This window comes from Methylobacterium sp. CB376 (genome assembly GCF_029714205.1).
Classification (GTDB): domain Bacteria; phylum Pseudomonadota; class Alphaproteobacteria; order Rhizobiales; family Beijerinckiaceae; genus Methylobacterium.
The window spans coordinates 5,049,254-5,071,636 of record NZ_CP121648.1; the positions used below are offsets into that span (position 1 = coordinate 5,049,254).

The window sequence follows — 22,383 nt, forward strand, 5'->3', positions numbered from 1 at the left end:
CCTCACAGCAGGGTGCCCCTCAGGATCACCAGCGCCACCGTGAAGTAGATCACGAGGCCCGACACGTCGACGAGGGTCGCCACGAACGGCGCCGAGGCCGTCGCCGGGTCGAAGCCGAGGCGCTGCAGGATGAAGGGCAGCATCGAGCCGGCGAGCGAGCCGAACAGCACGATGCCGATCAGCGCCGTGCCGACCGTCAGGGCGACCAGCACCCAGTGCTCGCCGTAATCGTAGAGCCCGGTCTTCTGCCAGATGAAAATCCGCACGATGCCGATCAGCCCGAGTATCGCGCCGAGCGTGATCCCGGCCGGGATCTCGCGCAGGGCGACCCGCCACCAGTCGCCGAGCTTCAGCTGATGCAGGGCGAGGGCCCGGATCAGCAGCGAGGTCGCCTGCGAGCCGGAATTGCCGCCCGAACTCATGATCAGCGGGATGAACAGGGTCAGGACGATCGCCTTCTCCAATTCGCCCTCGAAGCCCTGCATGGCGCTGGCGGTCAGCATCTCGGACAGGAACAGCACGCAGAGCCAGCCGGCCCGCTTGCGGATCATCTGCCAGAACGAGATGTCCATGTAGGGCTCGTCGAGCGCCTCCATGCCGCCGAAGCGCTGCACCTGCTCGGTCTGGCGCTGCACCATGGCGTCGATGACGTCGTCCACCGTGACGATGCCGATGACGTGGTTCGACTCGTCGACCACCGGGATCGCCAGGAGGTCGTATTTCGAGATCAGGCGCGCCGCCTCGTCGCGGCTGGCATCGGCGCTGACCACGATCGGGCGCCGCGCGGGGGCCACCGACAGGATGTTGTCGCCCGGCTCCCCCGAGAGCAGGCGCCGCAGGGGCACCGCCTTGGTGAGCGCCCGCGTGCGCGGATCGAGCACGAAGATCGAGTAGACGGTCTCGCGGGTGCGCTCGACCTCGCGGATGTGCTCCAGCGTCCGCCGGATCGTCCAGGTCGCCGGGACCGAGACGAATTCCGTCGTCATGATCGAGCCGACGCTCTCCTCCGGATAGGCCATCAGCTTGTCGACGGCGCCCCGGGTCTCCGCGTCGAGGCGGGCGCGCAGGTCCGACAGGCCCGGCTCCTCGATCTCCAGGAGCAGGTCGGTCACCCGGTCGGCCGACATCGCGCTGAGGTAGGACGCGACCCGGTCGCGGGGCAGCATCTCGATGATGTCCGCCGCGCAGGAGAGCTCGGGCTGGTCCAGTACCTCGACGGCCCGGTCGTGGGGCAGGCCCAGCAGGATCGCGGCGGCGACCTCGGGCGCCTCCTCGTTCAGGGCCTCGACGATGTCGGGGGCCCTCTCGTCGGAGAGGCGGGCGGCCAGCGCCGCCGGCTCGACGGTCCCGTCGAGGCTCAGGGTATCGATCATGGCTCACCTTCCTGTCGACCAGCCGTTCCGGGCCGGTCGCGGTGAGCCGCTCAGGCGCGAGCGGTCAGCCGATGGCTCGGGAACGGCACGGTCGGTCGACTGTGACTGTCGCTCGGCATGGGGTGGGGGTTCTCGGGATGAGCCCGCGGCGCGAGATGCGGGCGCAGGCTGAATGTTCCCTGCGCCTCGTCGCGCCCGGCGTCAAGGGGCGGAACCGTGGGCGCGGTGAATGCTTTTGAAGGGGCTCGCGGGCACCACGATCCCCCTTCTCGCCCGCCTCACGCTGGAGCTTCGCATGGCGCCGCGCCGCAGCTTCTCGGACTTCGCGGCCGCCGTCGCCAGGGCGGCGGGCAAGCCCGTCACCTTCGCGCTCAGCATCGCGATCATCCTCATCTGGGCGGTCAGCGGCCCGTTCTTCCACTACTCCGATACGTGGCAGCTGATCATCAACACAGGCACCACCATCATCACCTTCCTGATGGTGTTCCTGATCCAGAATACTCAGAACCGGGACGGCGCCGCGATCCAGGCGAAGCTCGACGAGCTGATCCGCGCGAGCGCGGCGCAGAACGTCTATATCGGGATCGAGCACCTGACCGAGGAGGAGCTCGACTCCCTGCGGGCGCGCTGCGAGGCGCGGGCCAAGAGCGCCCGCGCCGCCGAGGCCGCCGATGCGGCGCAGGGCGCCGCCAACGCCAAGGCGGCGCGCGCCGCCGCCCGGGTCGTCGGGAGCTGAGCGGCGGGGCTCACCCGGGCTCCGGACCGACCTCCGGGGCGCCGGATCAGAGCGGCGGCAGCCGCCCGTGCCAGTCCGTGGCCTGCTGGTAGGCCTGCCCGATCCGCAGGGCCGTCGCCTCCTCGTAGCCGCGGCAGGCGATCTGCAGGGAGAGCGGCAGCCCCTCCGCGGTGAAGCCGCACGGCAGGGCGAGGGCGCAGAGTTCGAGGAAATTGCCGAAGCGGGTGAAGCGCGAGGGGACAACCGCCTGGTCGACCGCGTCGAGCGGGATGGCCGCGGTCTCGGTGGTCGGCGTCAGCAGGGCGTCGAGCCCCGCCATCGCCCGGTCGAAGGCGCGCTTCATGTCCTGCTGCAGGCGCCGCGTGCGCAGGTAATCCCGCGCCGAGACCGAGGCGCCCGACAGGATGCGGGCGCGCACGTCCTCGTCGAGGGGCGCGGCGAAATCCTCCGCGATCGCGCCGTTGTGGAAGTAGGCCTCGGCGTTGACGATCGCCGCGGCGTTGACGAAGTCGACGAAGCGGAACGGCAGGCGGGTGTCGACGATCTCGGCCCCGAGCCGGTCGACGAGGTCGAGGGCGCGGTCGTAGGCGGCCAGCATCTCGGGGGCGCAGCCCTCCCGCTCGGCGGCGGGCATCCGGCCGAGCCGCATCCCGCGGACGCCGCGCTCCAGGCCGGGCAGGGGATCGACCGGCACCACGCCCCGGGTGTTGGGGTCGAGGGGGTCGGGGCCCTGGAGCACGTTGTAGAGCAGGGCCACGTCCTCGACGCTGCGCGCCATCGGGCCGGGCGTGTCGAGCGTGGTCGAGAGGGGCAGCACGCCCGCCGTGCTGACGCGCCCGACCGTGACCTTCAGCCCGGTGATGCCGCAGAAGGAGGCCGGCAGCCGCACGGAGCCGCCGGTATCGGTGCCGATCGCCCAGGGCGCCATCCGGCTCGCCACCGCCACGCCCGAGCCGCTGCTCGACCCGCCCGGAACGCGCGGGCGCGCCGGGTCCCAGGGATTGAGCGGCGTGCCCATGTGCTGGTTGGTGCCCCAGCCCCCGAAGGCGAATTCCACCGTGTGGGTCTTGCCGAGCAGGATCATGCCCTGCGCGATCATCCGCTTCGCGACCGTGGCGGAGGCGGTGGCGCGCTGGACCCGCCGGGTCATCGAGCCGCCGGTCGAGATTCGTCCCTCGACGTCGATCAGGTCCTTGAGGGCGACCGGCACGCCGTGGAGCGGACCCACGGCGTGGCCGGAGCGGATTGCCCGCTCGGCGCCCTCCGCGGCGAGGCGCGCATCCGCCGCGTAGACCTCCACGAAGGCGTGCAGCCGCGGCTCCAGCCGGTCGATCCGGGCGAGCAGCGCCTCGACCGCGTCGACGGGGGAGAGGCGCCGCGCCGCGATCGCCCGGGCGAGGCTCGCGGCCGACATCAGGGCGGGATCGGTCTCGCGCGGGAGGGCGTCGGTCGGGAGGGCGTCGGTCATCGGGGGCGTCTCCCGGGGCTGGGCATCGTTCCTGCCGCCGAAGCGGTGACCGCTTCGGCGGCGGGAATGAGGCGGGATCGAGAGCCTGAGCGGAATTGCCTGCGGCAATCCCGCTCAGGGCAGGCTCACGCGCGTGAGGTCGACGAACCAGGATTGGGGCGAGACGAAGCCCCGCAGCTTGGGCGACATGGCGCGGGCGTTGAGGTCGTGCACGATGTAGAGCCAGGGCGGGTTGTCGACGAGGCGCTCATGCGCCGTCCGGGTCGCCGCCGCGATCGCGGCCGGGTCGGTCGCCTCCGCCAGGGTAGCGAGGGCGGCATCGAAGGCCTCGTCCTTCCACTGCTCGAAGTTGAAGCCCTTCGGGGAAAAACTCGCCGACGAGAAGTAGCGCGCCATGATCCCGGCATCCGAGGAGGGCGAGCTGATGTTGAGCGCCGTCGCGCCCTGGAGCGCGGGCGCGTCCGGGGTGGCGCGGGCCGCGTTCAGCAGCACCTGCCACTCCACCACCTGGAACGTGACGTCGACGTTGCAGGTCTGCTTGAGGTTCTCCTGCAGGAACTCGTTCATGGGCAGCGGCTGCATCTGCCCGGAGCCCGAGGTCGAGATCATCACCTTGAGGGCGAGCGGCTTCCCGGCCGCGTAGCCGGCTTCCGCGAGCAGCGCCTTGCCCTTCTCCGGATCGAGCCGGTAGCGGTGGGCGGGGGCGCCGAAATTCGGGTCGCTCGCCTTCAGCCAGCCGACCGAGGGCTCGGCGGTGCCGTTCAGGAAGCCGACCAGGGCCTCCCGGTCGATGCAGTAATTGAGGGCTTGGCGCACCCGCACGTCCTTGAGCGGGCTGTTCGCCGCCCCGATGTTGAAGAACCACGGCCAGACATGCGGGTAGGAGCCGGTGGTGATGGTGAACCCCGCCTGCTTGAGCGAGGGAATGCCGTCCGGCGCGGGCGCCTCGATCCAGTCGACCTGGCCGGCGCGGAGGGCGGCGATGCGGGCATTCGCCTCGGGGATCGGCATCAGCCGCACCCGGTCGAGCTTCGCCCGGTTCTCCGCATCCCAGTAGCCGTCGTGGCGCTGCAGCTCGACCGCCTCGCGGGGCGTCACCTTGACGATGCGGAACGGCCCGGTGCCGGCCGCCGGCAGGGCGGCGACCTTGGCCCAGTCCCGCCCCGCCCTCTCGAACGAGGCCGGCGAGGTGAACAGCAGGTAGACCACCATGTAGGGGAAGTAGGAGGCGGGCGTGGTCGTGGTGATGGCGACCGTGTCGGCGTCGAGCTTCCGGTAGGAGTCGAGGAGCGGCACCCGGGCCCGGGAGATGCCGGCGGCGGGCGGCTCGTAGTGCGGGCTGTCGGGCTTGAAGTAGCGGTCGAGGTTCCAGATCACCGCGTCGGCGTCGAAGGGGGTGCCGTCGTGGAAGGTCACGCCCCGGCGCAGGTGGAAGATCCAGGTCCGCTTGTCCTCGGGCGATTGCTCGTAGCGTTCCGCCAAGCCCGGCCGCAGGGTGGCGAGCCGGTCGGTGCGGGAGAGGTCCCACAGCACCAGCCCCTCGAAGACCGGGTAGCCGAGGAAGCGCATGCCCTCGAAGCCGTTGTTGGGCATGCCGGTCGCGGTCGGCACGTCGGCGGCCGTCATGGCGATGCGCAGGACGCTCTCGGCGCCGGCCGGCGCCGCGCCGGCGAGGAGGCCGATCAGGGCCGCGGCGGCCGGCGCCGCTCGGGTCGGGACCGGCAGGGACGGGAGGCGGGGCGGGGTCATCGGGGCGATTCCGGGCGCGTTCTTGCGCCCGGCCGCCCGCAAGACTCGGGCCAAGACCCCGGCCAAGACCCCGGCCAAGACTCCGGCCAAGACTCCGGCCAAGACTCGGGCGCGACAAGGTTCTGCGCCAGTCGCTCCTCCCGACGCTCGCCGCCCCAGTGAATGCCGCCCGGCGGGCTCGGCCGGGCGGCAGCGGGCAACGCGGGAGATCGGCCGCACGGTGCCTCCGCGGCGGGTTGCCTCCGCGCGCGCGAGCGTGCAGCGTGACGGGCATGATCGCGATCGATTGGGGAACGAGCAGCGCGCGGGCCTACCGGCTCGGGCCGACGGGGTCGGTGACGGAGCGGCGCGAGACCGGGCGCGGCATCATGCAGGTCGCGGGCGGGGATTTCCCGGCGGCGTTGCGCGACCTCGCCGGAGACTGGATCGCGGCGGGCGAGGGGCGGGTGCTCCTCTCCGGCATGATCGGCAGCCGGCAGGGCTGGCGCGAGGTTCCCTACCGGGCCTGCCCGGCCGGCCTCGCGGACCTCGCCGCGGGCGTCGAGGCGGTGCCGTTCCCGGGCGCGGCCGTGCGCATCGTGCCGGGCCTCAGCGCCCGCGACGCGTCCGGGATCCCGGAGGTGATGCGGGGCGAGGAGGTCCAGGTCTTCGGCGCCCTCGACGGACGGGAGGAGGCGCTGCTGTGCCTGCCGGGCAGCCACAGCAAATGGGTGCGGGTGCGCGGCGGGCGAATCGCCGGCTTCGTCACCAGCCTGACCGGCGAGGCCTTCGCGGCGCTGAGGGAGCACACGATCCTCGGCCGCATGATGCGGGGCGCGCCCGAGCCGGGCGGGGCCTTCGACGCGGGCGTCGCCCGGGCGGCGGAGCCCGGCGGGCTCCTGCACCACCTGTTCGGCACCCGCACCCTCGGCCTGTTCGGACGGCTTCCCGAGGCGGAGGCGGCGAGCTACCTGTCGGGTCTGCTGATCGGTCACGACGTGCGGGCGAACCTGCCCGCCGGCGAGGCGGTGGACCTGATCGGGTCCGGGCCGCTGATGGCGCTCTACGGGCGCGCCATCGCGGCCTGCGGCGGAACGGCCCGGGCCGGCGACCCGGACGCGGCCCTGCGCGGTCTCGCGCGGATCGGGGAGACGATCGCATGGGAGTGCGCATGGGCGTGACGGAGTGGCTCGGGCGCTGCCCGCTGGTGGCGATCCTGCGGGGCGTGCGGCCGGACGAGGTCGAGGCGGTGGCGGAGGCCCTGGTCGCGTCGGGCATCGTCATCGTCGAGGTGCCGCTGAACTCGCCGGACCCGATCGCGAGCGTGCGCCGCCTCGCCGCCCGCTTCGGCGAGCGCGCCCTGATCGGGGCCGGCACGGTGCGGCGCCGCGAGGAGGTGGCGGCCGTGGCGGAGGCGGGCGGGCGGCTGCTCGTCACGCCCCACGCGGCCCCCGAGCTCGTGCGCGAGGCCAAGGCGCGCGGCATGGTGACGATGCCGGGCTTCCTCACCCCGGCGGAGGCCTTCGCGCTGATCGACGCGGGCACCGACGCGCTCAAGCTCTTCCCCGCCGAGGCGGGCGGCCCCGCCACCCTGCGGGCGCTGCGCGCCGTGCTGCCGCCCGAGGTGCCGCTGCTGCCGGTCGGCGGGGTCGACGCGCAGAGCCTGCCGGCCTGGCGCGCGGCGGGGGCCGCCGGCTACGGCTGCGGCTCGTCGCTCTACCGGCCCGGCGACGCGCCCGAGACGGTCGCCGCCAAGGCCCGCGCCCTCGTCGCGGCGCTCGCCGCCTGATCCGGGCGACCGCGCGGCGCAGGCGCCGTTGCCCTCACGCCGGTGTGTCCGGCAGCCGCAGCAGCGGCTCGCCCATCCGGATGCGGGTGCCCTCGGCAACGCCCTCGCAGAGGCGAAAGCCCGGGGGCGCCAGCACGATGATCGTCGAGCCGTGCTGGAACCAGCCCATCTCCTCGCCCTTGGCGAGCCTCGCGTCGCAGGGGAGGGTGCGCGGCCCCTGCGCGCGCAGGTCGAGGTCGGTGCCGAGGAAGCGCAGGCGCAGGCTCGCGACCAGGATCGCCGCCACCGGCACCAGCACGAGGGGGTGACCGCCGGCGGCGAGCCGGGTGCGGATCACCGCCCGCTCGTTCCTGCAGAACAGCGCCTCGACGCGCTTGAGCGCGATCGGGTTCACGTTCCAGGTGTCGCCCGCGATGTGGGTCACCGACTCGACCCTGCAATCGTGCGGCGCGTGGAAGCGGTGGTACATCGAGGAGGTCAGGCGCAGGGTCACGTAGGTCCCGTCGCGGACCTGCGCCACCGTGGCGGCGTCCGGCACGAGGTCGGCGAGGCCGTAGGGGAAGCCCTTGACCTGGAACACCCGCGTGCCCTCGATCGGCCCGCTCGCCCCCACGATCGCGTCGCAGGGGCTGGTGAGCAGCCCGGGATCGGGGTCGATCGGCCGCGCGCCCTCCTTCAATTCGCGGATGAAGCAGTCGTGCATGCTGCGGAACCGCGTCGTCCTGGCCTCGGACAGGTCGAGGTCCGAGAACAGCCGCCAGATCGCGATCGACGCGTCGCGCACCAGCGGGTTCTCGATCCGGCTGAACCAGCCGATGAAGCGGGTGGCGAGGCGCCGCGGGATGCGGTTGGTGAGGAGGAAGTTGAGGTCTTCCTGCGCGGCGATGCGGGCGAGGGTGGCGCGCAGTGTCATCGTGCCGTGAACTCGCCCCGGTACTGCGCCTGCTCATGATCGCGCATTGGTTCCTCCTCGCCCTCGCTCCCCTCGGCGTCGCCGCCGCCCTGAAGCTGCGCAGCCGCCTGCAACTCTCGCGGGCCAAGCATCGCTCGCTGACCGGCCACGCGCGGATGTCCCGGCGCGTCGCCGGCCTGATCCCGTTCTACGAGTACGGCCCGGACCGCTTCTTCCGGGCCGACGGCGCCCCCAGCCGGTGGCCGAGCGCCGCCGGGCCGGGTTCGAGCGCCTCGCCGCCCTCTACCGGGATCGTTTTGCAGAAACGCGACGGCGCACCGCGGCCCTGCGCGACGGCCTGTCGGACCTGCAATTCACCAGCCTCTACCGGGTGCCGTTCCAGTTCGCGCGGCTCACCCGCGACCAGCTCGGCGCGGGCAGCTTCCTCGCCGAATCCTCGGGCGTGACGGTGACCGACCTCGACGGCAACGTCTTCTACGACCTCGCCGGCTCCTACGGGGTCAACCTGTTCGGCTACGACGCCTACAAGGCCTGCCTCGCCCGCGGGGCGGAGCGGGTGGCGGCGCTCGGCCCGGTGCTCGGCGCCTACCACCCGGTCGTGGAGCGCAACGTCGCGCGCCTGCGCGCGGTGTCGGGGCTCGACGAGGTCTCCTTCCACATGTCGGGCACCGAGGCGGTGATGCAGGCGGTGCGGCTCGCCCGCTACCACACGGGCCGCTCGCACCTGGTGCGCTTCTGCGGCGCCTATCACGGCTGGTGGGGCGACGTGCAGCCGGGCATCGGCAACCCGGTCCCGGCGCGCGACACCTACACGCTGAGCGAGATGTCCGAGCGGACGCTCGCGGTGCTGCGCGGCCGCCGCGACATCGCCTGCGTCCTCGTCAACCCGCTCCAGGCGCTGCACCCGAACCAGGGCGCGCCCTCGGATTCCGCCCTGGTCGACAGCGGCCGCAGCGCCGCCTTCGACCGCGCCGCCTATTCGCAGTGGCTCGCCCGCCTGCGCGAGGTCTGCACCGCGCGCGGCATCGTGCTGATCTTCGACGAGGTCTTCGTCGGGTTCCGCCTCGCGCCGGGCGGCGCGCAGGCCTATTTCGGCGTGAAGGCCGACATGGTGACCTACGGCAAGACCGTGGGCGGCGGCCTGCCGATCGGCGTGCTCTGCGGCCGGCGCGACCTGATGCGCCGCTACCGGGACGACCGTCCGGTCGACATCTGCTTCGCCCGCGGCACGTTCAATTCGCATCCGAGCGTGATGGGGGCGATGGACGCCTTCCTCGACGCGCTGGAGCGCCCCGAGACGCAGGCGCTCTACGAGGGGCTGGACGCGCGCTGGAACGGCCGGGCGGAGGCGCTGAACCGCCGCCTCGCGGAGGAGGGGCTGCCGGTCCGGGTGGCGAACCTCTCGACGATCTGGACCGTCCTCTACACGCGGCCGTCGCGGTACAACTGGATGTTCCAGTACTACCTGCGCGCGGAGGGGCTCGCCCTGTCCTGGGTGGGGACGGGCCGGCTGATCTTCAGCCTGAATTACGGCGAGGCCGAATTCGCGGCCGTGGCGGACCACTTCGTGGCGGCGGCGCGCGCCATGGAGGCGGATGGCTGGTGGCACCCGCTCGCCCGCACCAACAAGCAGATCCGCCGCGCCATCCTGCGGGAGCTGGTCGCGGCGCGCTGGGCCGGCTGGCTCGGCGAGCGCGGCGGCGGGACGGCGGTCGCGGCGCCGGCCGCGCGCTCGGCCTCGTGACCGCAGGGCGGCTGCCCAGGCGCGGGAGCCGGCCCCGGCCGCTCGGCCCGGGCCGTCACCGGGGGTCCCGGAGCGCGCCGGTCGGCCTCGGGCCTCAGCGCACCGCGTAGACGTCGTAGACCGGCCCGCCCGGGAGCCGCTGCCCGACGCCGACCGCGAGGAGGCGGGCGAGCCAGGCGAGGTCGGCCGCCGCGGTCTCGAAGCGCATCGCCGCGCGGAAGTAGTACGCCCCCGGATCCACCGCCTCGCCGCGCCCGACGCGCTCCAGCACCTCGGGCGGCCCCGCCCGCAGGCCCGTATACTGGCAGGCGATCAGCCCGCCCCCGGCCTCCCTGAGGGTCAGGCGGACGTCGAGATGGGTCGTGCCGTCGGGCTCCACCCGCAGCCAGTCGGCCCCGCCGCCCGGGACGACCTCGCCGCGCAGGCGCGGCCCCGCGAAGTGCCCGCCCGCGACCGGCACGATGCGCAGGGCCCCGCCGCGGCTCGGCCCGATCCCCTGCGGCGCGTCCACCGCGAGGGTCAGCCGGAACAGGAACTCGGTCTCGAGCGGGAGGGGGGTGTCCATGGCGGATCTCCGGTCCATCCGGCCGGGCCGGATCCCGCCCATCATCGGCGCCGGCGGGCCGCGCGCAATCCCGGAGAGACCGTCGGCTGCCCGCAGATGCGCCGGCGCGGGCGGTCGAGGCCGGTATTTTAGAGTTCATCAACCCTACTTTTTTACCTGAATTTATCGTGACGCGAGCGAGGATGACCCGTCCGATCCACTTCCTCACGCTGCGTCAGCGGCAGGGTCCGTCGCCATGCGCTTCGTCCGCTCATCCGGGTCCGGCGCCCGCCGGCTGCTCGGGGCCGGCCCGGTGCTCGCCGCCCTCGCGGGGCCGGTCGCGGCGAAGCCCGTCGTGCTCGGCGACAGCATCGGGGTCGGCATCGCCGCGGCGGCGCGCGCGCCGGGCCTCGCCCACAACAGCGTGGCGATCCGGGGCGACGACGCCCTGCAGCAGATCCGCCGGACCGCCCCCGGCAGCCTCGCCCTGCTCAGCCTCGGCACCAACGACGCGGTCGGCGGCGCCCGGGACGTCGCGCCCGCCATCGACCGGCTGGTCGCGGCGGCGCGGGCCGGCCGGCTGCGGCTGGTCTGGGTCGGCCCGCCCTGCGTGTTCAAGCCCTGGAACGCCGAGGCGGCGCGCCTCGACGCGATCCTGCGCGGCCGGCTCGGGGGGGAGGTGACCTACGTGAGCCTCGCCGACCGGGCGATCTGCGACCGGCGCCTGCGCGCCGCGGACGGCGTGCACTTCACCGCCGCCGGCTACGCCCTGATCTGGCGGCGGGTCCAGGCGGCGGTCGGGATCGCGCCCGCCCGGCCGGTCGCGGGATCGGTGGCGGCGGGTCCCGCCCTGAGGCCGGTCCTGCCCTGACGATGAGCGCCGCGGATCCCGCGATGATGAGGGGGACACGGATGGTGCAAGCGACCCGTCTCTCGCGCCGCGCGCTGCTCGGCGGCCTCGCGGGCCTCGCGGCCGCGCCCCGGGCGCGGGCCGCCGCCGGCGACGAGATCCGCATCGCCTTCGTGGGCGATTCCCTGGCGGACGGGATCTGGGGCGGCGCCTTCCGCCTCGCCTCCCGGGAGCCCTGCCTCGGGGGGCGGATCAGGCTCGGGCGCTTCGCCGAGAACGGGACCGGCCTGACGCGGCCGGCGAAGTTCGACTGGGTGGCGCAGAGCCGCACCGTCGCCGAGACGTTCCGGCCCACGCTCGCCGTCGTGTCCCTCGGGCTCAACGATCGCCAGAGCATCGTGGAGGCGGGCCGCGCCCGGCTCGACCTCGGCACGCCGGCCTGGCGCAGCCGCTACGCCGAATTGGCCCAGGCGGTCGCCCGCAACCTCGCGCCGGCGGGCGGGGGGAGCGTGCTGTGGCTCGGCCTGCCGGTGCTGCGCGACCGGGCGAGCCAGGACGACGCGGCCGAGAAGAACGCGATCTTCGCGCAGGCCCTGCGCGACCTCGCCGCCCCGCGGACCCGCTTCGTCGCGCCCTGGCGCCAGGACCCCTCCGGCCCCGACAGTTTCCAGCCCTACGGGCCGGACCTGCACGGGGCCAAGGTGCAGATCCGCGCCCCCGACGGGATCCACTTCACGGCCGCCGGCTACGACGTGCTGGCGGCCCACCTGCTGCGCGCGGCGGCCGATCTCCTGGCGGAGCAGGGCGTCGCGCTCACCTTCCCGTGCCGGCGCTGAGGCGGGGCGCGCGGCGGCTGCGGCTCCTCGCCGGGCTGCTGCCGGCCTGCGCGGCGCAGGCGGGGGCGGAGCCGCGCGCCGCCGTCTCGATCCTGCAGATCGGCGACAGCCACACGGCGGCCGATCTCTTCACCGGCGCCGCACGGGCGCTGCTGCAGGCGCGCTACGGGGAGGGCGGCGCGGGCTACCTGCCGCCCGGGCGGCCGCACCCGGGCGTTCGCGACGGCCGGTTCGCCGCGACGGCGAGCGCGGGCTGGCGCTTCGCGAGCATCCAGCGCTCCGCGACGCCCGAGGCCTTCACGCTCTCGGGCTTCACCGCCAGTGCCCGCGGCGCCGGGGAGGTGCTGCGGCTCGCGGCCGATCCCCCGGCGCCCTACGGGCTGATCGAGATCGAGGCGCGGACGGGGCCGGGCGCGGGGGCGATCGAGATTCGGGTCGACGGGGAGCGCGTCCGCACGGCCTCCCTGCGGGCCGCCGCGCCGGGCTGGACCCTGCTGCGGCTCCCGGCCCCGCGCGGCGGCCCGGCCGCCCTGACCACGCTGGCGATCCGCACGACCGGCCCGGGCCCCGTCACCCTCGCGAGCATCGGCCTCTTCCGGCCCGGGGGTGGGGTGACCTACAGCCATCTCGGCTTTCCGGGCGCCACCGTCGACGTCCTGGCGCGCTTCCCCGCGCCAGTGATCGCCCGCGACCTGCGGCGCCTGCGGCCCGACCTGATCGTGCTGGCCTTCGGCACCAACGAGGGGTTCGACGACGCCCTCGACCCGGCCGCGTACCGGGCGCGCTACCGCGCCGCCCTGCGCCGGCTGCGCGCCGCGGCGCCGCGGGCGCGGCTGGTGGTGATCGGGCCGCCCGCGGCCGGACGGGCCGGCCCCGGCTGCGGGGCCGGGGAGGGCGCCTGCGCGCCCGCGGCCGCCCCCGCCAAACAGGGCGCCTGCGCCGTCCCGCCGCCGCCGAAGCTCGACGCCGTGCGCGCGGCGCAGCGGCAGGTCGCGGCGGAGGAGGGGGCCGCGTTCTGGGACTGGGCCGCCCTGATGCCGCCGGACTGCCCCGCCGAGGCATGGCGGCGCCTCGACCCGCCCCTGATGTCCAAAGATCACATTCATTTTACGAAGCTGGGATATAGCCTAAGCGGCCGCGCCTTCGCGGAATTCCTCGATCCGATCGTGCAACGAACGTTGGAGGAGGCCCATGCTGTTCCCAACGATTGAGTTTGCACTGTTCTTCATGACGGTTCTGCCGCTGACTTGGGCGCTCAATCGCCGGAACGAGCTCAAGAAACTGATGCTCGTGGGAGTGAGCTACGCCTTCTACAGCTGCTGGAGCGTCGCCTTCCTGCCGCTCCTGGTGCTGTCCTCGGTGGGGAATTACGGCTTCGGCCGCCTCATCGCGGCCTGCGAGGGACCGCGCCGGCGCGGGATGGCCGTGGGCTGCGCGGTCGCGCTCAACCTCGCGCCGCTCTGCTACTTCAAGTACTATGACTTCGCGGCCGCGCAGCTCCAGAGTCTCGCGGACCTCGCCGGATGGCCCGTCGCGCTCGGCTCGACGGGGCTCGCCGTGCCGGTGGCGATCTCGTTCCTGACCTTCCACGGCATCTCCTACGTGGTCGACGTGCATCGCCGGACGATCCCGGCCTCGCGCTCGCTTCTCGACCTGATGCTCTACGTCAGCTTCTTTCCCCACCTCGTGGCCGGCCCGATCGTGCGGGCGGCGGAGTTCCTCGGGCAGCTCGCCCGTCCGTCCAATCCCGGCCGGATCGACCTGTCCGGGAGCGCGCTGCTGATCCTCGGCGGGTTGTTCAAGAAGGTCGTGGTGGCGAGCCACCTCTCGGTCCTCTACGTGGATCCGGTCGTCACCAATCCGGGCGCCTATGGCAGCGTCGACCTGATCCTCGCGGCCTACGCCTACGCCATCGTCATCTACTGCGATTTCAGCGCCTACACGGACATCGCGATCGGCGTCGCGAACCTCCTCGGCTACCGCTTCCCGCAGAACTTCGACCAGCCCTACATCGCGCTCTCGCTGCAGGAATTCTGGCGGCGCTGGCACATCACGCTGTCGTCGTGGCTGCGGGACTACCTCTACGTCCCGCTCGGCGGCAGCCGGGGCGGCCGGCTCCTCACGCTGCGCAACCTCGTCCTGACGATGGTGCTCGGCGGCCTGTGGCACGGGGCGGGCCTGCAATTCCTGGTCTGGGGCGCCCTGCACGGGGTCGGGCTCGCGGCCGAGCGCGGGCTGCGCGAGGCCACCGACCCGAGGGGCCGCCTGCGCGGCTTCCTGCGCAGCGAGGCCGGCGAGGCCCTGCGCTGGATCCTGGTCTTCCACTTCGTCTGCCTGGCCTGGATCTTCTTCCGGGCGCCGGATTGCGCCAGCGCGCTCGACTACCTCGCGGCGATCGGCCGGGGCCTCGGCGGGCCCGCCCCGCTCGCCGCCACGCCGCTCGTCCTCGCGCTGATGGCGGCCGGGGCCGCCACGCAGCTCGCGCCGCCCGCCCTCGCCGCGGCCGCCCGCTCCCTCTACGGGGGCGCCGGCCTGCCCGCCAAGGTCGCGCTCGGCACCGCGCTCGCGTGGCTCGTGGCGATGCTGTCGCCCTCCGGCGTGGCGCCCTTCATCTACTTCCAGTTCTGACCCGAGGAGATCGCGTGACCACCACCCCGCTGCAGGCGGCCCTGGGCGGGCCGGCGCTCCGGCCCCTCGCCGAGGAGGCGGCGACCGTCACGGTCGCGCAGCCCGCCGCCGCGATCCTCGTCGTGTGGGGAACGCTCGCCCTCCTGGCCCTGGCCGACCCGCGGCCGATCGCCGACTGGCTCGACGAGATGGAGCCGAACCCGGTCGTGCGCGCGGCGCAGGGCGGGGCGGCCCGGCTCGTCGCCGCCTCGGAGGCGCTCGGCCTCGCCCAGCTGTCGGGGCGGGTGCGCGAGGCGAGCCGGACCCTCACGCGCCGTCCGTGACCGGGGCGCCGCGGCCCCGCCGCCCGCCGGGGCGGGGACCTCTCATCGGCTGTCCGGACGTGATCGTCCGGACAGCGGATGATCCGGGATCCGGTTTTATCCAAGCGGATCCCGGATCACGAGCCCGCGCGGCGCCTGAGCGAAGCCCACATCCGCATGGCGAAGCAATCAGTCGGATTTGGTATCACCATCGACAACCAGTGACGCCGCGGTAAACTGCCCAGGTACTGCGCCTGGATGTCCAGTGCAGCACCCATGCTGCGGGGCGTCGGCGGGCCGGATGAACAGCATCGACGATCTCCCGGCCGGGGCGCAGGAGCGGATGAGCCTGCGCGCCTCCCTGGTCGAGCGCGAGGCCGAGCTGGCCCGGGTGCAGCAGATCGCGGGCGTGGGCGGGCTCGAGGTGGATCTGCGCGGCGGCTTCCGCAACCGGCGCTCGCCCGAGTACCTGCGCATCCACGGCCTGCCGCAGGACGCCGCCCGCGAGACGCACGAGGAATGGGTCGGGCGCATCCATCCGGAGGACCGCGAGGCGACGCTCGGCCACTTCCTCGACGCCGTGCGCAGCGGCGCCCGCGAGTACCGGGCCGAGTACCGCATCATCCGGCCGAGCGACGGGGCGGTGCGGTGGATCGCGGCCGTCGCCGAGATCGAGCGGGACGAGGCCGGCGTGCCCCTGCGCCTCGTCGGCGCCCACCGGGACGTGACCGAGCGCAAATGCGCCGAGATCGCCCTGCGCGAGAGCGAACTGCAGAAGCGCCTCGCCCTCGACGCGGCCGGGCTCGGGATCTGGGAGTACCGGCCGGATTCCGGCGCGCTCACCGCCGACGCCCGCTGCAAGGCCCTGTTCGGGCTCGCGCCCGAGGCCGAGGTCGGCCCCTCGACCCTGCTCGACGCCTGCCACCCGGAGGACCGCCCGCGCCTGCGCGCCGCGCTCGCCGCCGCCACCGACCCGGGCGGGCCGGGCGGCCTCGCGCAGGAGCACCGCACGCTCGGCGGTAGCGGCGAGCGCTGGATCGTCACCCGCGGCCACGCCTCCTTCGAGGGCGGGCGCTGCGTGCGCCTGATCGGAGTCGTCCTGGAGGTGACCGAGCGCAAGTGGGCCGAGGCGGCCCTGCGCGAGAGCCGCGACCGGCTCGCCGCCGAGCGCCACGCCCTGGAGGTGCTCAACCGGACCGGAACCCGGATCGCCGCCGAGCGCGACCTCGGCGGACTGGTGCGCATCGTGGCGGAGGCCGGCCTCGCCCTGACCGGGGCCGCCTCCGGAGCGTTCGTCTACCGGGCCGACGAGCCGGGCGAGGAGGCGCCGCGCTGCGTCCTCGCGGGCCGGGACCAGGAGGCCTTCGCGCGCGGCGCGGAGCCCCTCGCGCTGGCGGCCCTGGCCGGGGAGCAGCCGCCCGACCCGGGCGAGGTCCGGGCGGCCGGTTTCGCGAGCCTGCTCACCGTGCCGGTCATCTCCGCCTCCGGCGAGACGACCGGCGTGCTGGTCCTCGGCCACCCGGCCCCGGGCGCGTTCGACGCCCGGATCGCGGCGGTCCTGACCGGGCTCGCCGCCCAGGCGGCGATCGGCTTCGACAATGTCCGGCTGCTGCGCGCGGCCCACCGGGCCAATGCCAGCCTGGAGCAGCGCGTCGAGGAGCGCACCGCCGCCCTGCGGCGCGCCGAGGAGGCGCTGCGGCAATCCCAGAAGATGGAGGCGGTGGGCCAGCTCACCGGCGGCCTCGCCCACGACTTCAACAACCTGCTCACCGGCATCGCCGGCAGCCTCGAACTCCTGCAGCTGCGCCTGCGCCAGGGGCGCCTCGGTGAGATCGACCGCTACGTCGAGGCCGCGCAGGGGGCGGCCAAGCGGGCGGCGGCCCTGACGCATCGCCTCCTCGCCTTCTCGCGCCGCCAGACCCTGGATCCGAAGCCCGTCGACGCCAACCGGCTGATCGCCGGGATGGAGGAGCTGATCCGGCGCACGGTGGGGCCCGCCATCGGCGTCGAGGTGGCGCCCGCCGCCGATCTCTGGACGGCGCTGGTCGACCCCCACCAGCTCGAGAACGCCCTCCTGAACCTGTGCCTGAACGCCCGCGACGCGATGCCGGACGGGGGCCGCATCGTCATCGCGACCGCCAACCTCGCGCTCGGCCCCGAGGAGGCCGCGGCCGCGGATCTGAGTCCCGGTCCGTACCTGTCGCTCAGCGTCGCGGATACGGGGATCGGCATGACCCCGGACGTGATCCAGCACGCCTTCGAGCCCTTCTTCACCACGAAGCCGATGGGCCAGGGCACCGGGCTCGGCCTCTCGATGATCTACGGCTTCGCCCTTCAATCCGGCGGGCAGGTGCGGATCGCCTCCGAGGTCGGGCGCGGCACCCGGGTCTGCCTGCTCCTGCCGCGCCACGAGGGCGCCGCGGAGGAGGTGGACGGGCCGCTCGCGCCGATGCGGGAGCCGCGGGCGGGGCGGGGCGAGACGGTGCTCGTCGTCGACGACGAGCCGACCGTGCGGATGCTGGTGACGGACGTTCTCGAAGGGCTCGGCTACGCGGTGCTCGCGGCGGGGGACGGCGCCGCCGGCCTGCGGCTGCTGCGCGAGGAGCGGCGCATCGCCCTCCTCGTCACCGATGTCGGGCTGCCGGGCGGGCTCAACGGGCGGCAGATGGCGGATGCGGCGCGCGCCGACCGGCCGGATCTCAGGGTGCTGTTCATCACCGGCTACGCCGAGAACGCGGCCCTCGGCGGCGGCCGGCTCGGCCCCGGCATGCAGGTGCTGACCAAGCCCTTCGCGGTCGAGACCCTGGCGGCGCGCGTGAAGGAATTGCTCGCGCGGTGAGGCGCCCGCCCTCGCGCGCCGGCCGCGCATCATGCGCCGCCACGGGCTGGCGCGCATCCCTGTCCGAGAACCGGGCGCTGCGCGAGGCCGAGAGGCCCGAGTCCGGCCCGTCCCCCTCCGCGGCGCGGCCGGCGCCGCTCAGCGGGCGTTAAGGATCTCCGAGGGTGGAGAAGCGGTAGGCGATGAGGCAGCGGTAGGTCGCCCCGGGATCGAGGCGGGCCGAGCCGAAGACCGGCTGGTTCGGCGTGTCCGGAAACAGTTGCGGTTCCAGGGCGACCCCGTCCGACTGGCGGTAGGCGAGGCCGGACTTGCCGATCGCGGTCCCGTCCAGGAAGTTGCCGGTGTAGAGTTGCAGGCCCGGCTGGTTCGTCAGCAGGTCGAGGACGCGGCCCGAGCCGCGCTCCTCCAGCCGGGCGGCCGGCCGCGCCGCCTGGCTCGGCGCGGTCCCGAGCACGAAATTGTGGTCGTAGCCGCGCCCGCGCCGGATCTGAGTGTGGCGGCCGTCCCGGATTCGCGACCCGATCGCGGTGGGCGCGCGGAAGTCGAAGGGTGTGTCGGCGACCGGCGCGAACTCGCCGGTCGGGATCTGCGTCGGATCGACCGGCGTGTAGGTGTCGGCCGGGATCGTCAGGACATGATCGAGGATGGGGCGGCCCGCGCCCTCGCCCGCCAGATTGAAGAAGCTGTGATTGGTCAGGTTGACGATGGTCGGCTGGTCGGTCGTCGCCGCGTAGGCGATGCTCAGCGTATCGGGCCCCTCCAGGCGGTAGGTGGCCGTGACCGTGAGGGTGCCGGGATAGCCCTCCTCCCCGTCCGGGCTGACGTAGCGCAGGGTCGCGGCCGGCCCCTCGCCGCCGCGGATCGCGGTGATCTCCCAGAGGCGCCGGTTGAAGCCCTGCACGCCGCCGTGCAGGGCGTTCGGGCCGTCGTTGGTGGCGAGCGCGTAGCTCCGCCCGTCGAGGCTGAAGCGGCCGCCGCGGATGCGGTTGGCGTAGCGCCCGACGCTCGCGCCGAAATAGCTCGGCCGGTCGAGGTAGCCGGCGAGGTCGGGAAAGCCCAGCACCACGTCCGCCGGCGCGCCGTCGCGGTCCGGCACGTCGAGGCCGCGCAGGATCGCCCCGTAGGCGAGGATCCGCGCCGTGAGCCTGCCGTTGGTCAGCGTCACCTCGTCGACCGTCCTGCCGTCCGGCAGGATCCCGAACGGGCGTCGCGCGGCGCCATTGCCTTCCCGCATGCTCATCCTCCGGAGCGGCGCCCGGGCGGGCCGGGTCCCGTCGGCACGCGCGGGTTGTACTCTGGCGACATGGACGCCAGCAACCGACGGCCGCGCCGGGAGCCGTCGCCCTGCCGAGCGCCTGCCTGCGCGCGGCGAAATCCCGCGCGATCCCGCGAGAGCGGCCGTCGCCATGGCGGCCGTCATCCGCTACGGCCTCACCCGCTCGCCGGTCGCCCGCCGGGCCAGGACGCGGAGCCCGCCTTGACATCGTCCCCCACCTCCCTGCGGATCGCCCTCGTCGGGCTCGGCAAGATCGCCCGCGACCAGCACCTGCCGGCGATCGCCGCGACGCCCGGCCTGGACCTCGCCGCCACCGCCGGCCCCGGCGCCGGCCTGGAGAACCTGCCCCACGCGCCGACCCTGGCGGCGCTGCTCGAATCCGGGCCTCCCTTCGACGCGGTCGCCCTCTGCACGCCGCCGCGCGGGCGCGGGGCGCTCGCCGCCGCGGCGCTGGCGGCGGGCAAGCACGTCCTCCTGGAGAAGCCGCCCGCGGCGACCCTGGGCGAGATCCTGCCGCTGGCCGCGCAGGCCCGCGCGGCCGGCCTCAGCCTGTTCTGCGCGTGGCATTCCCGCTTCGCCCCCGCGGTCGAGCCGGCCCGGGCCGCGCTGCGGGACCGCCCGATCCGCGCGGTGCGCGTCGATTGGCGCGAGGACATCCGGGTCTGGCATCCGGGCCAGGACTGGATCCTGGAGCCGGGCGGCCTCGGGGTGTTCGACCCGGGCATCAACGCCCTGTCGCTCGTCACCCATCTCCTGCCCCGGCCGGTCCAGGTGACCGGGGCGGACCTCGCCTTCCCGGCCGACCGGCAGGCGCCGATCGCCGCCGCGCTCGACCTCGCCGACGCGGCGGGCCTGCCGATCCGGGCGGAGTTCGACTTCCTGCAGGCCGGGCCGCAGACCTGGGACATCCGGTTCGCGACGGAGCGCGGGCTCCTGCTTGTCTCGGGCGGCGGGGCGCGGCTGAGCCTCGACGGCGTTCCGATCCCGACCGCTCCGGAGGCGGAGTATCGCGGCCTCTACCGCCGCTTCCGCGACCTGGTCTCCCGCCGCGAGAGCGAGGCCGACCTCGCCCCCCTCGGCCTGGTGGCGGACGCCTTCATGATCGGGCGGCGCCGCACGGTCGCGGCCTTCGGGGGCTGGTGATGGGCGGCGAGGCCGCGGGCGGGCCGCTCCCCGCCGCACCCGAAGGCGCCGCCCGCGTCTTCGACGCCACGCCCTGTCACCTGGGCGAGGGGGTGACCTACGAGGCCGAGACCGGCACCGCGTGGTGGTTCGACATCCTATCCAGGCGCCTCTTCGAGGCGCGAGGCCTCTCCGAGGCGCGAGGCCTCTCCGAGGCGCGAGGCCTCTCCGATGTGCCGGACCCGCCCGACGCGTCGCGCCCTCTCGATGCCGGGCCCACGGGCGGGGACGTCAGGGTGCACAGCCTGCCGGTGATGGCGAGCGCCCTCGCGGCAGTGGGCGACGGGCGCCACGTGCTGGCGGCCGAGGACGGCCTGCACCTGCGCGCGCCGGACGGGCGCCTCACGCTGCTCGCCCCCGTGGAGGCGGACGATCCGCGCACCCGCTCCAACGACGCCCGCGTCCATCCGAGCGGCACCTTCTGGTTCAGCACCATGGGCCGGGAGGCCGAGCCGGGGGCGGGCGCGATCTACGCCTTCCAGGCGGGGCGGGTCTTGCGGCTGTTCTCCGGGCTGCGGATCCCGAACGCCATCTGCTTCTCGCCCGACGGCAGCGCCGGCTACTTCGCCGATACGGGCGCGGGGGAACTGCACCGGGTGCCCCTCGACGCGGCGACCGGCCTGCCCGAGGGCGCACCCGCCCTCGTCCTGCGCCACGACGACCCGGCCGGGCTCGACGGGGCGGTCACCGACGCGCAGGGATGCCTGTGGATCGCCCGCTGGGGCGGGGCGCGGGTCGACGCGTTCTCGCCGCAGGGCACGCTCCTGCGCAGCGTCGCGATCCCGGCGCTCCAGCCGAGCTGTCCGGCCTTCGTCGGCGCGCGCCTCGACCGGCTGCTCGTCACCTCCGCCTTCCAGGGGCTCGACGCCGCAGCCCGGGCGGCGGATCCCCTCGGCGGACAGACCTTCCTGGTCGCGCCCGGTGCCCGCGGCAAGCCGGAGCCCCGGATCCGCCTGGGTTCCGCCTGATGCAAGGTGAGCGGCGTGCCTTCTGCCGATGTCGCACCGGCAAGATCGGGACGGATCTTAAAGACAGGACCGAAGACCTGTCGCGGGAAGTCCGTCGCCTGATCCTTAACCTGCGCGACCAGGATGCCTGATCCGCGATCCGGTCGATCCGAGCGGATCCCGGATCACGAGCCCGCGTGGCGCCTGAGCGAAGCCGACATCCGCTATCCCGAAGGGATCAAGCGGATTCAGGATGACGTGTCGCGGGTCTCGCCGCAGCGCCAACGGCCGCGCCTGGGACACCGGCGCGGCCGGGGAGGGGCCTCGGTTCAGGGCCCTCGGCCGGCCGCGTTGTAGATCTCCGCGGCCGGATAGACGACCCGCACCAGGGAGGCGGTCGCCCGCGCGACGGGCTCGGCCGTCTCCTGCACCGCCCGCTCCCGCTGCAGCCGCGCGAGGAGGCGGTGCGCCTCGGCCGCCGGAACGGCGCCGGCCGGGGCCACCATGGCGCTGACGAGGCGCCTCGTCTTGCCGTCGAGCCGCCGGGAGCGCGTCGCGTCCTCGAAATCCCCCGCCCGGTGCCGGTCCCCGGGCCTGCCCGTGAAGACCCGGGCGCCCGCCGCGGTGACGACGATGTCGCCCGGGCGCAGGGTGGTGTCGCGCATCAGGGCGGCACTCGGATCGCCCGCCTTGGCGAGCGCCGCGGCCCGCGCATCCTCCGCGACCGGCCGCTTCTCGACTGCCGCCCGCCGCTTCTCGACCGCCTCCGGCCGCGGCAGGGCCGCGTAGCGCGTCCGCGGATGGGCCCGCGCGGCGGCCGCGGCGGCCGCGACGGCGGCCTTCGGCGGCAGGCGGCGCGCCACCGGCAGGGCCGGACGCGGCGCGCGCCGCGCCCGCACGGGCGCTGGCAGGGGCTGCCCGACCGGGACCGGCTCGACTTGCGGGGCCGCGCTCGGCGGCGGCGCGAACAGGCGCTGGAACAGACTGCCGAACCCGTCCTCGTCGCCGGCCCGCACGTGGGCCACCATGCCGAGCAGGAGGCATCCCGAGGCCAGGGCGAGCGCGGCACGGCGGCCATGGCAGGTCTGGAGCAGCATCGATTCCTCCGCGTCGCCCGCCTTGCGACGGACCGTCGCCGCAATAACAGGAGTTAGCGGGCAGCGTTCCCGCGAAATTCAAAATCAATCCCATTGTCGGCGAGGCTACAGGGCACGGGCCTGCGTTCCGA

At 74.4% G+C, this 22,383-nt stretch carries 19 protein-coding genes and 1 pseudogene; 13 read left to right on the forward strand and 7 right to left on the reverse strand.

The window, feature by feature from the left end; translation table 11 throughout:
• Positions 1-2 precede the first annotated feature (2 nt).
• The gene (mgtE, locus tag QA634_RS23170) at positions 3-1,373 is read right to left on the reverse strand and encodes a magnesium transporter (protein ID WP_012334345.1); all 1,371 of its coding nucleotides are present in this window, start codon (positions 1,371-1,373) and stop codon (positions 3-5) included.
• A 295-nt stretch (positions 1,374-1,668) separates the two neighbouring features.
• On the opposite strand from mgtE, the gene QA634_RS23175 reads away from it, so the two are divergent.
• The gene (locus QA634_RS23175) at positions 1,669-2,109 is read left to right on the forward strand and encodes a low affinity iron permease family protein (protein ID WP_043702628.1); all 441 of its coding nucleotides are present in this window, start codon (positions 1,669-1,671) and stop codon (positions 2,107-2,109) included.
• Between the two features lie 46 nt (positions 2,110-2,155).
• Here QA634_RS23175 and QA634_RS23180 read toward each other — a convergent pair whose 3' ends face one another.
• Together QA634_RS23180 and QA634_RS23185 are read right to left on the reverse strand one after the other, a co-directional pair.
• Positions 2,156-3,577: an amidase gene (locus QA634_RS23180; protein WP_012334347.1), complete on the reverse strand. Its 1,422-nt coding sequence runs from the start codon at positions 3,575-3,577 to the stop codon at positions 2,156-2,158.
• A gap of 114 nt (positions 3,578-3,691) precedes the next feature.
• Positions 3,692-5,326, reverse strand: a complete 1,635-nt coding sequence (locus QA634_RS23185; protein WP_012334348.1) for an ABC transporter substrate-binding protein — start codon at positions 5,324-5,326, stop codon at positions 3,692-3,694.
• Positions 5,327-5,598: 272 nt separating this feature from the next.
• Between QA634_RS23185 and QA634_RS23190 the strand changes: the two genes are divergently transcribed.
• Positions 5,599-6,486, forward strand: a complete 888-nt coding sequence (locus tag QA634_RS23190; protein ID WP_012334349.1) for a 2-dehydro-3-deoxygalactonokinase — start codon at positions 5,599-5,601, stop codon at positions 6,484-6,486.
• Positions 6,477-7,094, forward strand: a complete 618-nt coding sequence (locus QA634_RS23195; RefSeq protein ID WP_012334350.1) for a 2-dehydro-3-deoxy-6-phosphogalactonate aldolase — start codon at positions 6,477-6,479, stop codon at positions 7,092-7,094. Before QA634_RS23190 ends, QA634_RS23195 begins: the two co-directional genes overlap by 10 nt.
• 34 nt (positions 7,095-7,128) lie before the next feature.
• Here the strand turns inward: QA634_RS23195 and asd are convergent, their stop codons facing one another.
• Positions 7,129-8,007 carry an archaetidylserine decarboxylase gene (gene asd / locus QA634_RS23200; RefSeq protein ID WP_012334351.1) on the reverse strand — a complete coding sequence of 293 codons (879 nt, stop codon included), beginning with the start codon at positions 8,005-8,007 and terminating at the stop codon, positions 7,129-7,131.
• Between the two features lie 35 nt (positions 8,008-8,042).
• Here asd and QA634_RS23205 point away from each other — a divergent pair.
• Positions 8,043-9,751: pseudogene (locus tag QA634_RS23205) on the forward strand (aminotransferase class III-fold pyridoxal phosphate-dependent enzyme).
• A 94-nt stretch (positions 9,752-9,845) separates the two neighbouring features.
• On the opposite strand, the gene QA634_RS23210 reads toward QA634_RS23205, so the two are convergent.
• Positions 9,846-10,316, reverse strand: coding sequence for a DUF3237 domain-containing protein (locus QA634_RS23210; protein ID WP_012334353.1), 471 nt, complete (start codon positions 10,314-10,316; stop codon positions 9,846-9,848).
• A gap of 235 nt (positions 10,317-10,551) precedes the next feature.
• Here QA634_RS23210 and QA634_RS23215 point away from each other — a divergent pair, with 235 nt between their 5' ends.
• The 7 genes from QA634_RS23215 (at position 10,552) to QA634_RS23245 (ending at position 17,750) form a co-directional block, all read left to right on the forward strand.
• Complete coding sequence (locus QA634_RS23215) at positions 10,552-11,166, forward strand: GDSL-type esterase/lipase family protein (protein WP_012334354.1); 615 nt, start codon at positions 10,552-10,554, stop codon at positions 11,164-11,166.
• Positions 11,167-11,207: 41 nt separating this feature from the next.
• Positions 11,208-11,981 carry a DUF459 domain-containing protein gene (locus QA634_RS23220; protein ID WP_012334355.1) on the forward strand — a complete coding sequence of 258 codons (774 nt, stop codon included), beginning with the start codon at positions 11,208-11,210 and terminating at the stop codon, positions 11,979-11,981.
• Positions 11,969-13,192, forward strand: coding sequence for a GDSL-type esterase/lipase family protein (locus tag QA634_RS23225; RefSeq protein ID WP_012334356.1), 1,224 nt, complete (start codon positions 11,969-11,971; stop codon positions 13,190-13,192). Before QA634_RS23220 ends, QA634_RS23225 begins: the two co-directional genes overlap by 13 nt.
• Entirely contained in the window at positions 13,173-14,609 is a 1,437-nt protein-coding gene (locus tag QA634_RS23230) for an MBOAT family O-acyltransferase (RefSeq protein ID WP_012334357.1), read from the forward strand. The genes QA634_RS23225 and QA634_RS23230 overlap by 20 nt, the downstream gene beginning before the upstream one ends.
• 14 nt (positions 14,610-14,623) lie before the next feature.
• Positions 14,624-14,932, forward strand: a complete 309-nt coding sequence (locus QA634_RS23235) for a hypothetical protein (RefSeq protein WP_012334358.1) — start codon at positions 14,624-14,626, stop codon at positions 14,930-14,932.
• 78 nt (positions 14,933-15,010) lie between these two features.
• Positions 15,011-15,136, forward strand: coding sequence for a hypothetical protein (locus QA634_RS23240; protein ID WP_265576407.1), 126 nt, complete (start codon positions 15,011-15,013; stop codon positions 15,134-15,136).
• Between the two features lie 76 nt (positions 15,137-15,212).
• The gene (locus QA634_RS23245) at positions 15,213-17,750 is read left to right on the forward strand and encodes a PAS domain-containing protein (protein ID WP_012334359.1); all 2,538 of its coding nucleotides are present in this window, start codon (positions 15,213-15,215) and stop codon (positions 17,748-17,750) included.
• A gap of 148 nt (positions 17,751-17,898) precedes the next feature.
• Here the strand turns inward: QA634_RS23245 and QA634_RS23250 are convergent, their stop codons facing one another.
• Positions 17,899-18,984, reverse strand: coding sequence for an aldose epimerase family protein (locus tag QA634_RS23250; protein ID WP_012334360.1), 1,086 nt, complete (start codon positions 18,982-18,984; stop codon positions 17,899-17,901).
• A gap of 243 nt (positions 18,985-19,227) precedes the next feature.
• Here QA634_RS23250 and QA634_RS23255 point away from each other — a divergent pair, with 243 nt between their 5' ends.
• The gene (locus tag QA634_RS23255) at positions 19,228-20,169 is read left to right on the forward strand and encodes a Gfo/Idh/MocA family protein (protein WP_012334361.1); all 942 of its coding nucleotides are present in this window, start codon (positions 19,228-19,230) and stop codon (positions 20,167-20,169) included.
• Positions 20,169-21,176, forward strand: a complete 1,008-nt coding sequence (locus QA634_RS23260) for an SMP-30/gluconolactonase/LRE family protein (RefSeq protein ID WP_012334362.1) — start codon at positions 20,169-20,171, stop codon at positions 21,174-21,176. The genes QA634_RS23255 and QA634_RS23260 overlap by 1 nt, the downstream gene beginning before the upstream one ends.
• A 308-nt stretch (positions 21,177-21,484) precedes the next feature.
• Here QA634_RS23260 and QA634_RS23265 read toward each other — a convergent pair whose 3' ends face one another.
• Positions 21,485-22,252 (reverse strand): hypothetical protein, encoded by a 768-nt coding sequence (locus tag QA634_RS23265; RefSeq protein WP_012334363.1) that lies wholly within the window; start codon positions 22,250-22,252, stop codon positions 21,485-21,487.
• Between the last annotated feature and the right edge of the window lie 131 nt (positions 22,253-22,383).

Coding starts and splice junctions, on each gene's coding strand:
- mgtE (WP_012334345.1), bottom strand. CDS start 1,373: ATGATCGATACCCTGAGCCTCGACGGGACCGTCGAGCCGGCGGCGCTG.
- QA634_RS23175 (WP_043702628.1), top strand. CDS start 1,669: ATGGCGCCGCGCCGCAGCTTCTCGGACTTCGCGGCCGCCGTCGCCAGG.
- QA634_RS23180 (WP_012334347.1), bottom strand. CDS start 3,577: ATGACCGACGCCCTCCCGACCGACGCCCTCCCGCGCGAGACCGATCCC.
- QA634_RS23185 (WP_012334348.1), bottom strand. CDS start 5,326: ATGACCCCGCCCCGCCTCCCGTCCCTGCCGGTCCCGACCCGAGCGGCG.
- QA634_RS23190 (WP_012334349.1), top strand. CDS start 5,599: ATGATCGCGATCGATTGGGGAACGAGCAGCGCGCGGGCCTACCGGCTC.
- QA634_RS23195 (WP_012334350.1), top strand. CDS start 6,477: ATGGGCGTGACGGAGTGGCTCGGGCGCTGCCCGCTGGTGGCGATCCTG.
- asd (WP_012334351.1), bottom strand. CDS start 8,007: ATGACACTGCGCGCCACCCTCGCCCGCATCGCCGCGCAGGAAGACCTC.
- QA634_RS23210 (WP_012334353.1), bottom strand. CDS start 10,316: ATGGACACCCCCCTCCCGCTCGAGACCGAGTTCCTGTTCCGGCTGACC.
- QA634_RS23215 (WP_012334354.1), top strand. CDS start 10,552: ATGCGCTTCGTCCGCTCATCCGGGTCCGGCGCCCGCCGGCTGCTCGGG.
- QA634_RS23220 (WP_012334355.1), top strand. CDS start 11,208: ATGGTGCAAGCGACCCGTCTCTCGCGCCGCGCGCTGCTCGGCGGCCTC.
- QA634_RS23230 (WP_012334357.1), top strand. CDS start 13,173: ATGCTGTTCCCAACGATTGAGTTTGCACTGTTCTTCATGACGGTTCTG.
- QA634_RS23240 (WP_265576407.1), top strand. CDS start 15,011: ATGATCCGGGATCCGGTTTTATCCAAGCGGATCCCGGATCACGAGCCC.
- QA634_RS23245 (WP_012334359.1), top strand. CDS start 15,213: ATGAACAGCATCGACGATCTCCCGGCCGGGGCGCAGGAGCGGATGAGC.
- QA634_RS23250 (WP_012334360.1), bottom strand. CDS start 18,984: ATGCGGGAAGGCAATGGCGCCGCGCGACGCCCGTTCGGGATCCTGCCG.
- QA634_RS23260 (WP_012334362.1), top strand. CDS start 20,169: ATGGGCGGCGAGGCCGCGGGCGGGCCGCTCCCCGCCGCACCCGAAGGC.
- QA634_RS23265 (WP_012334363.1), bottom strand. CDS start 22,252: ATGCTGCTCCAGACCTGCCATGGCCGCCGTGCCGCGCTCGCCCTGGCC.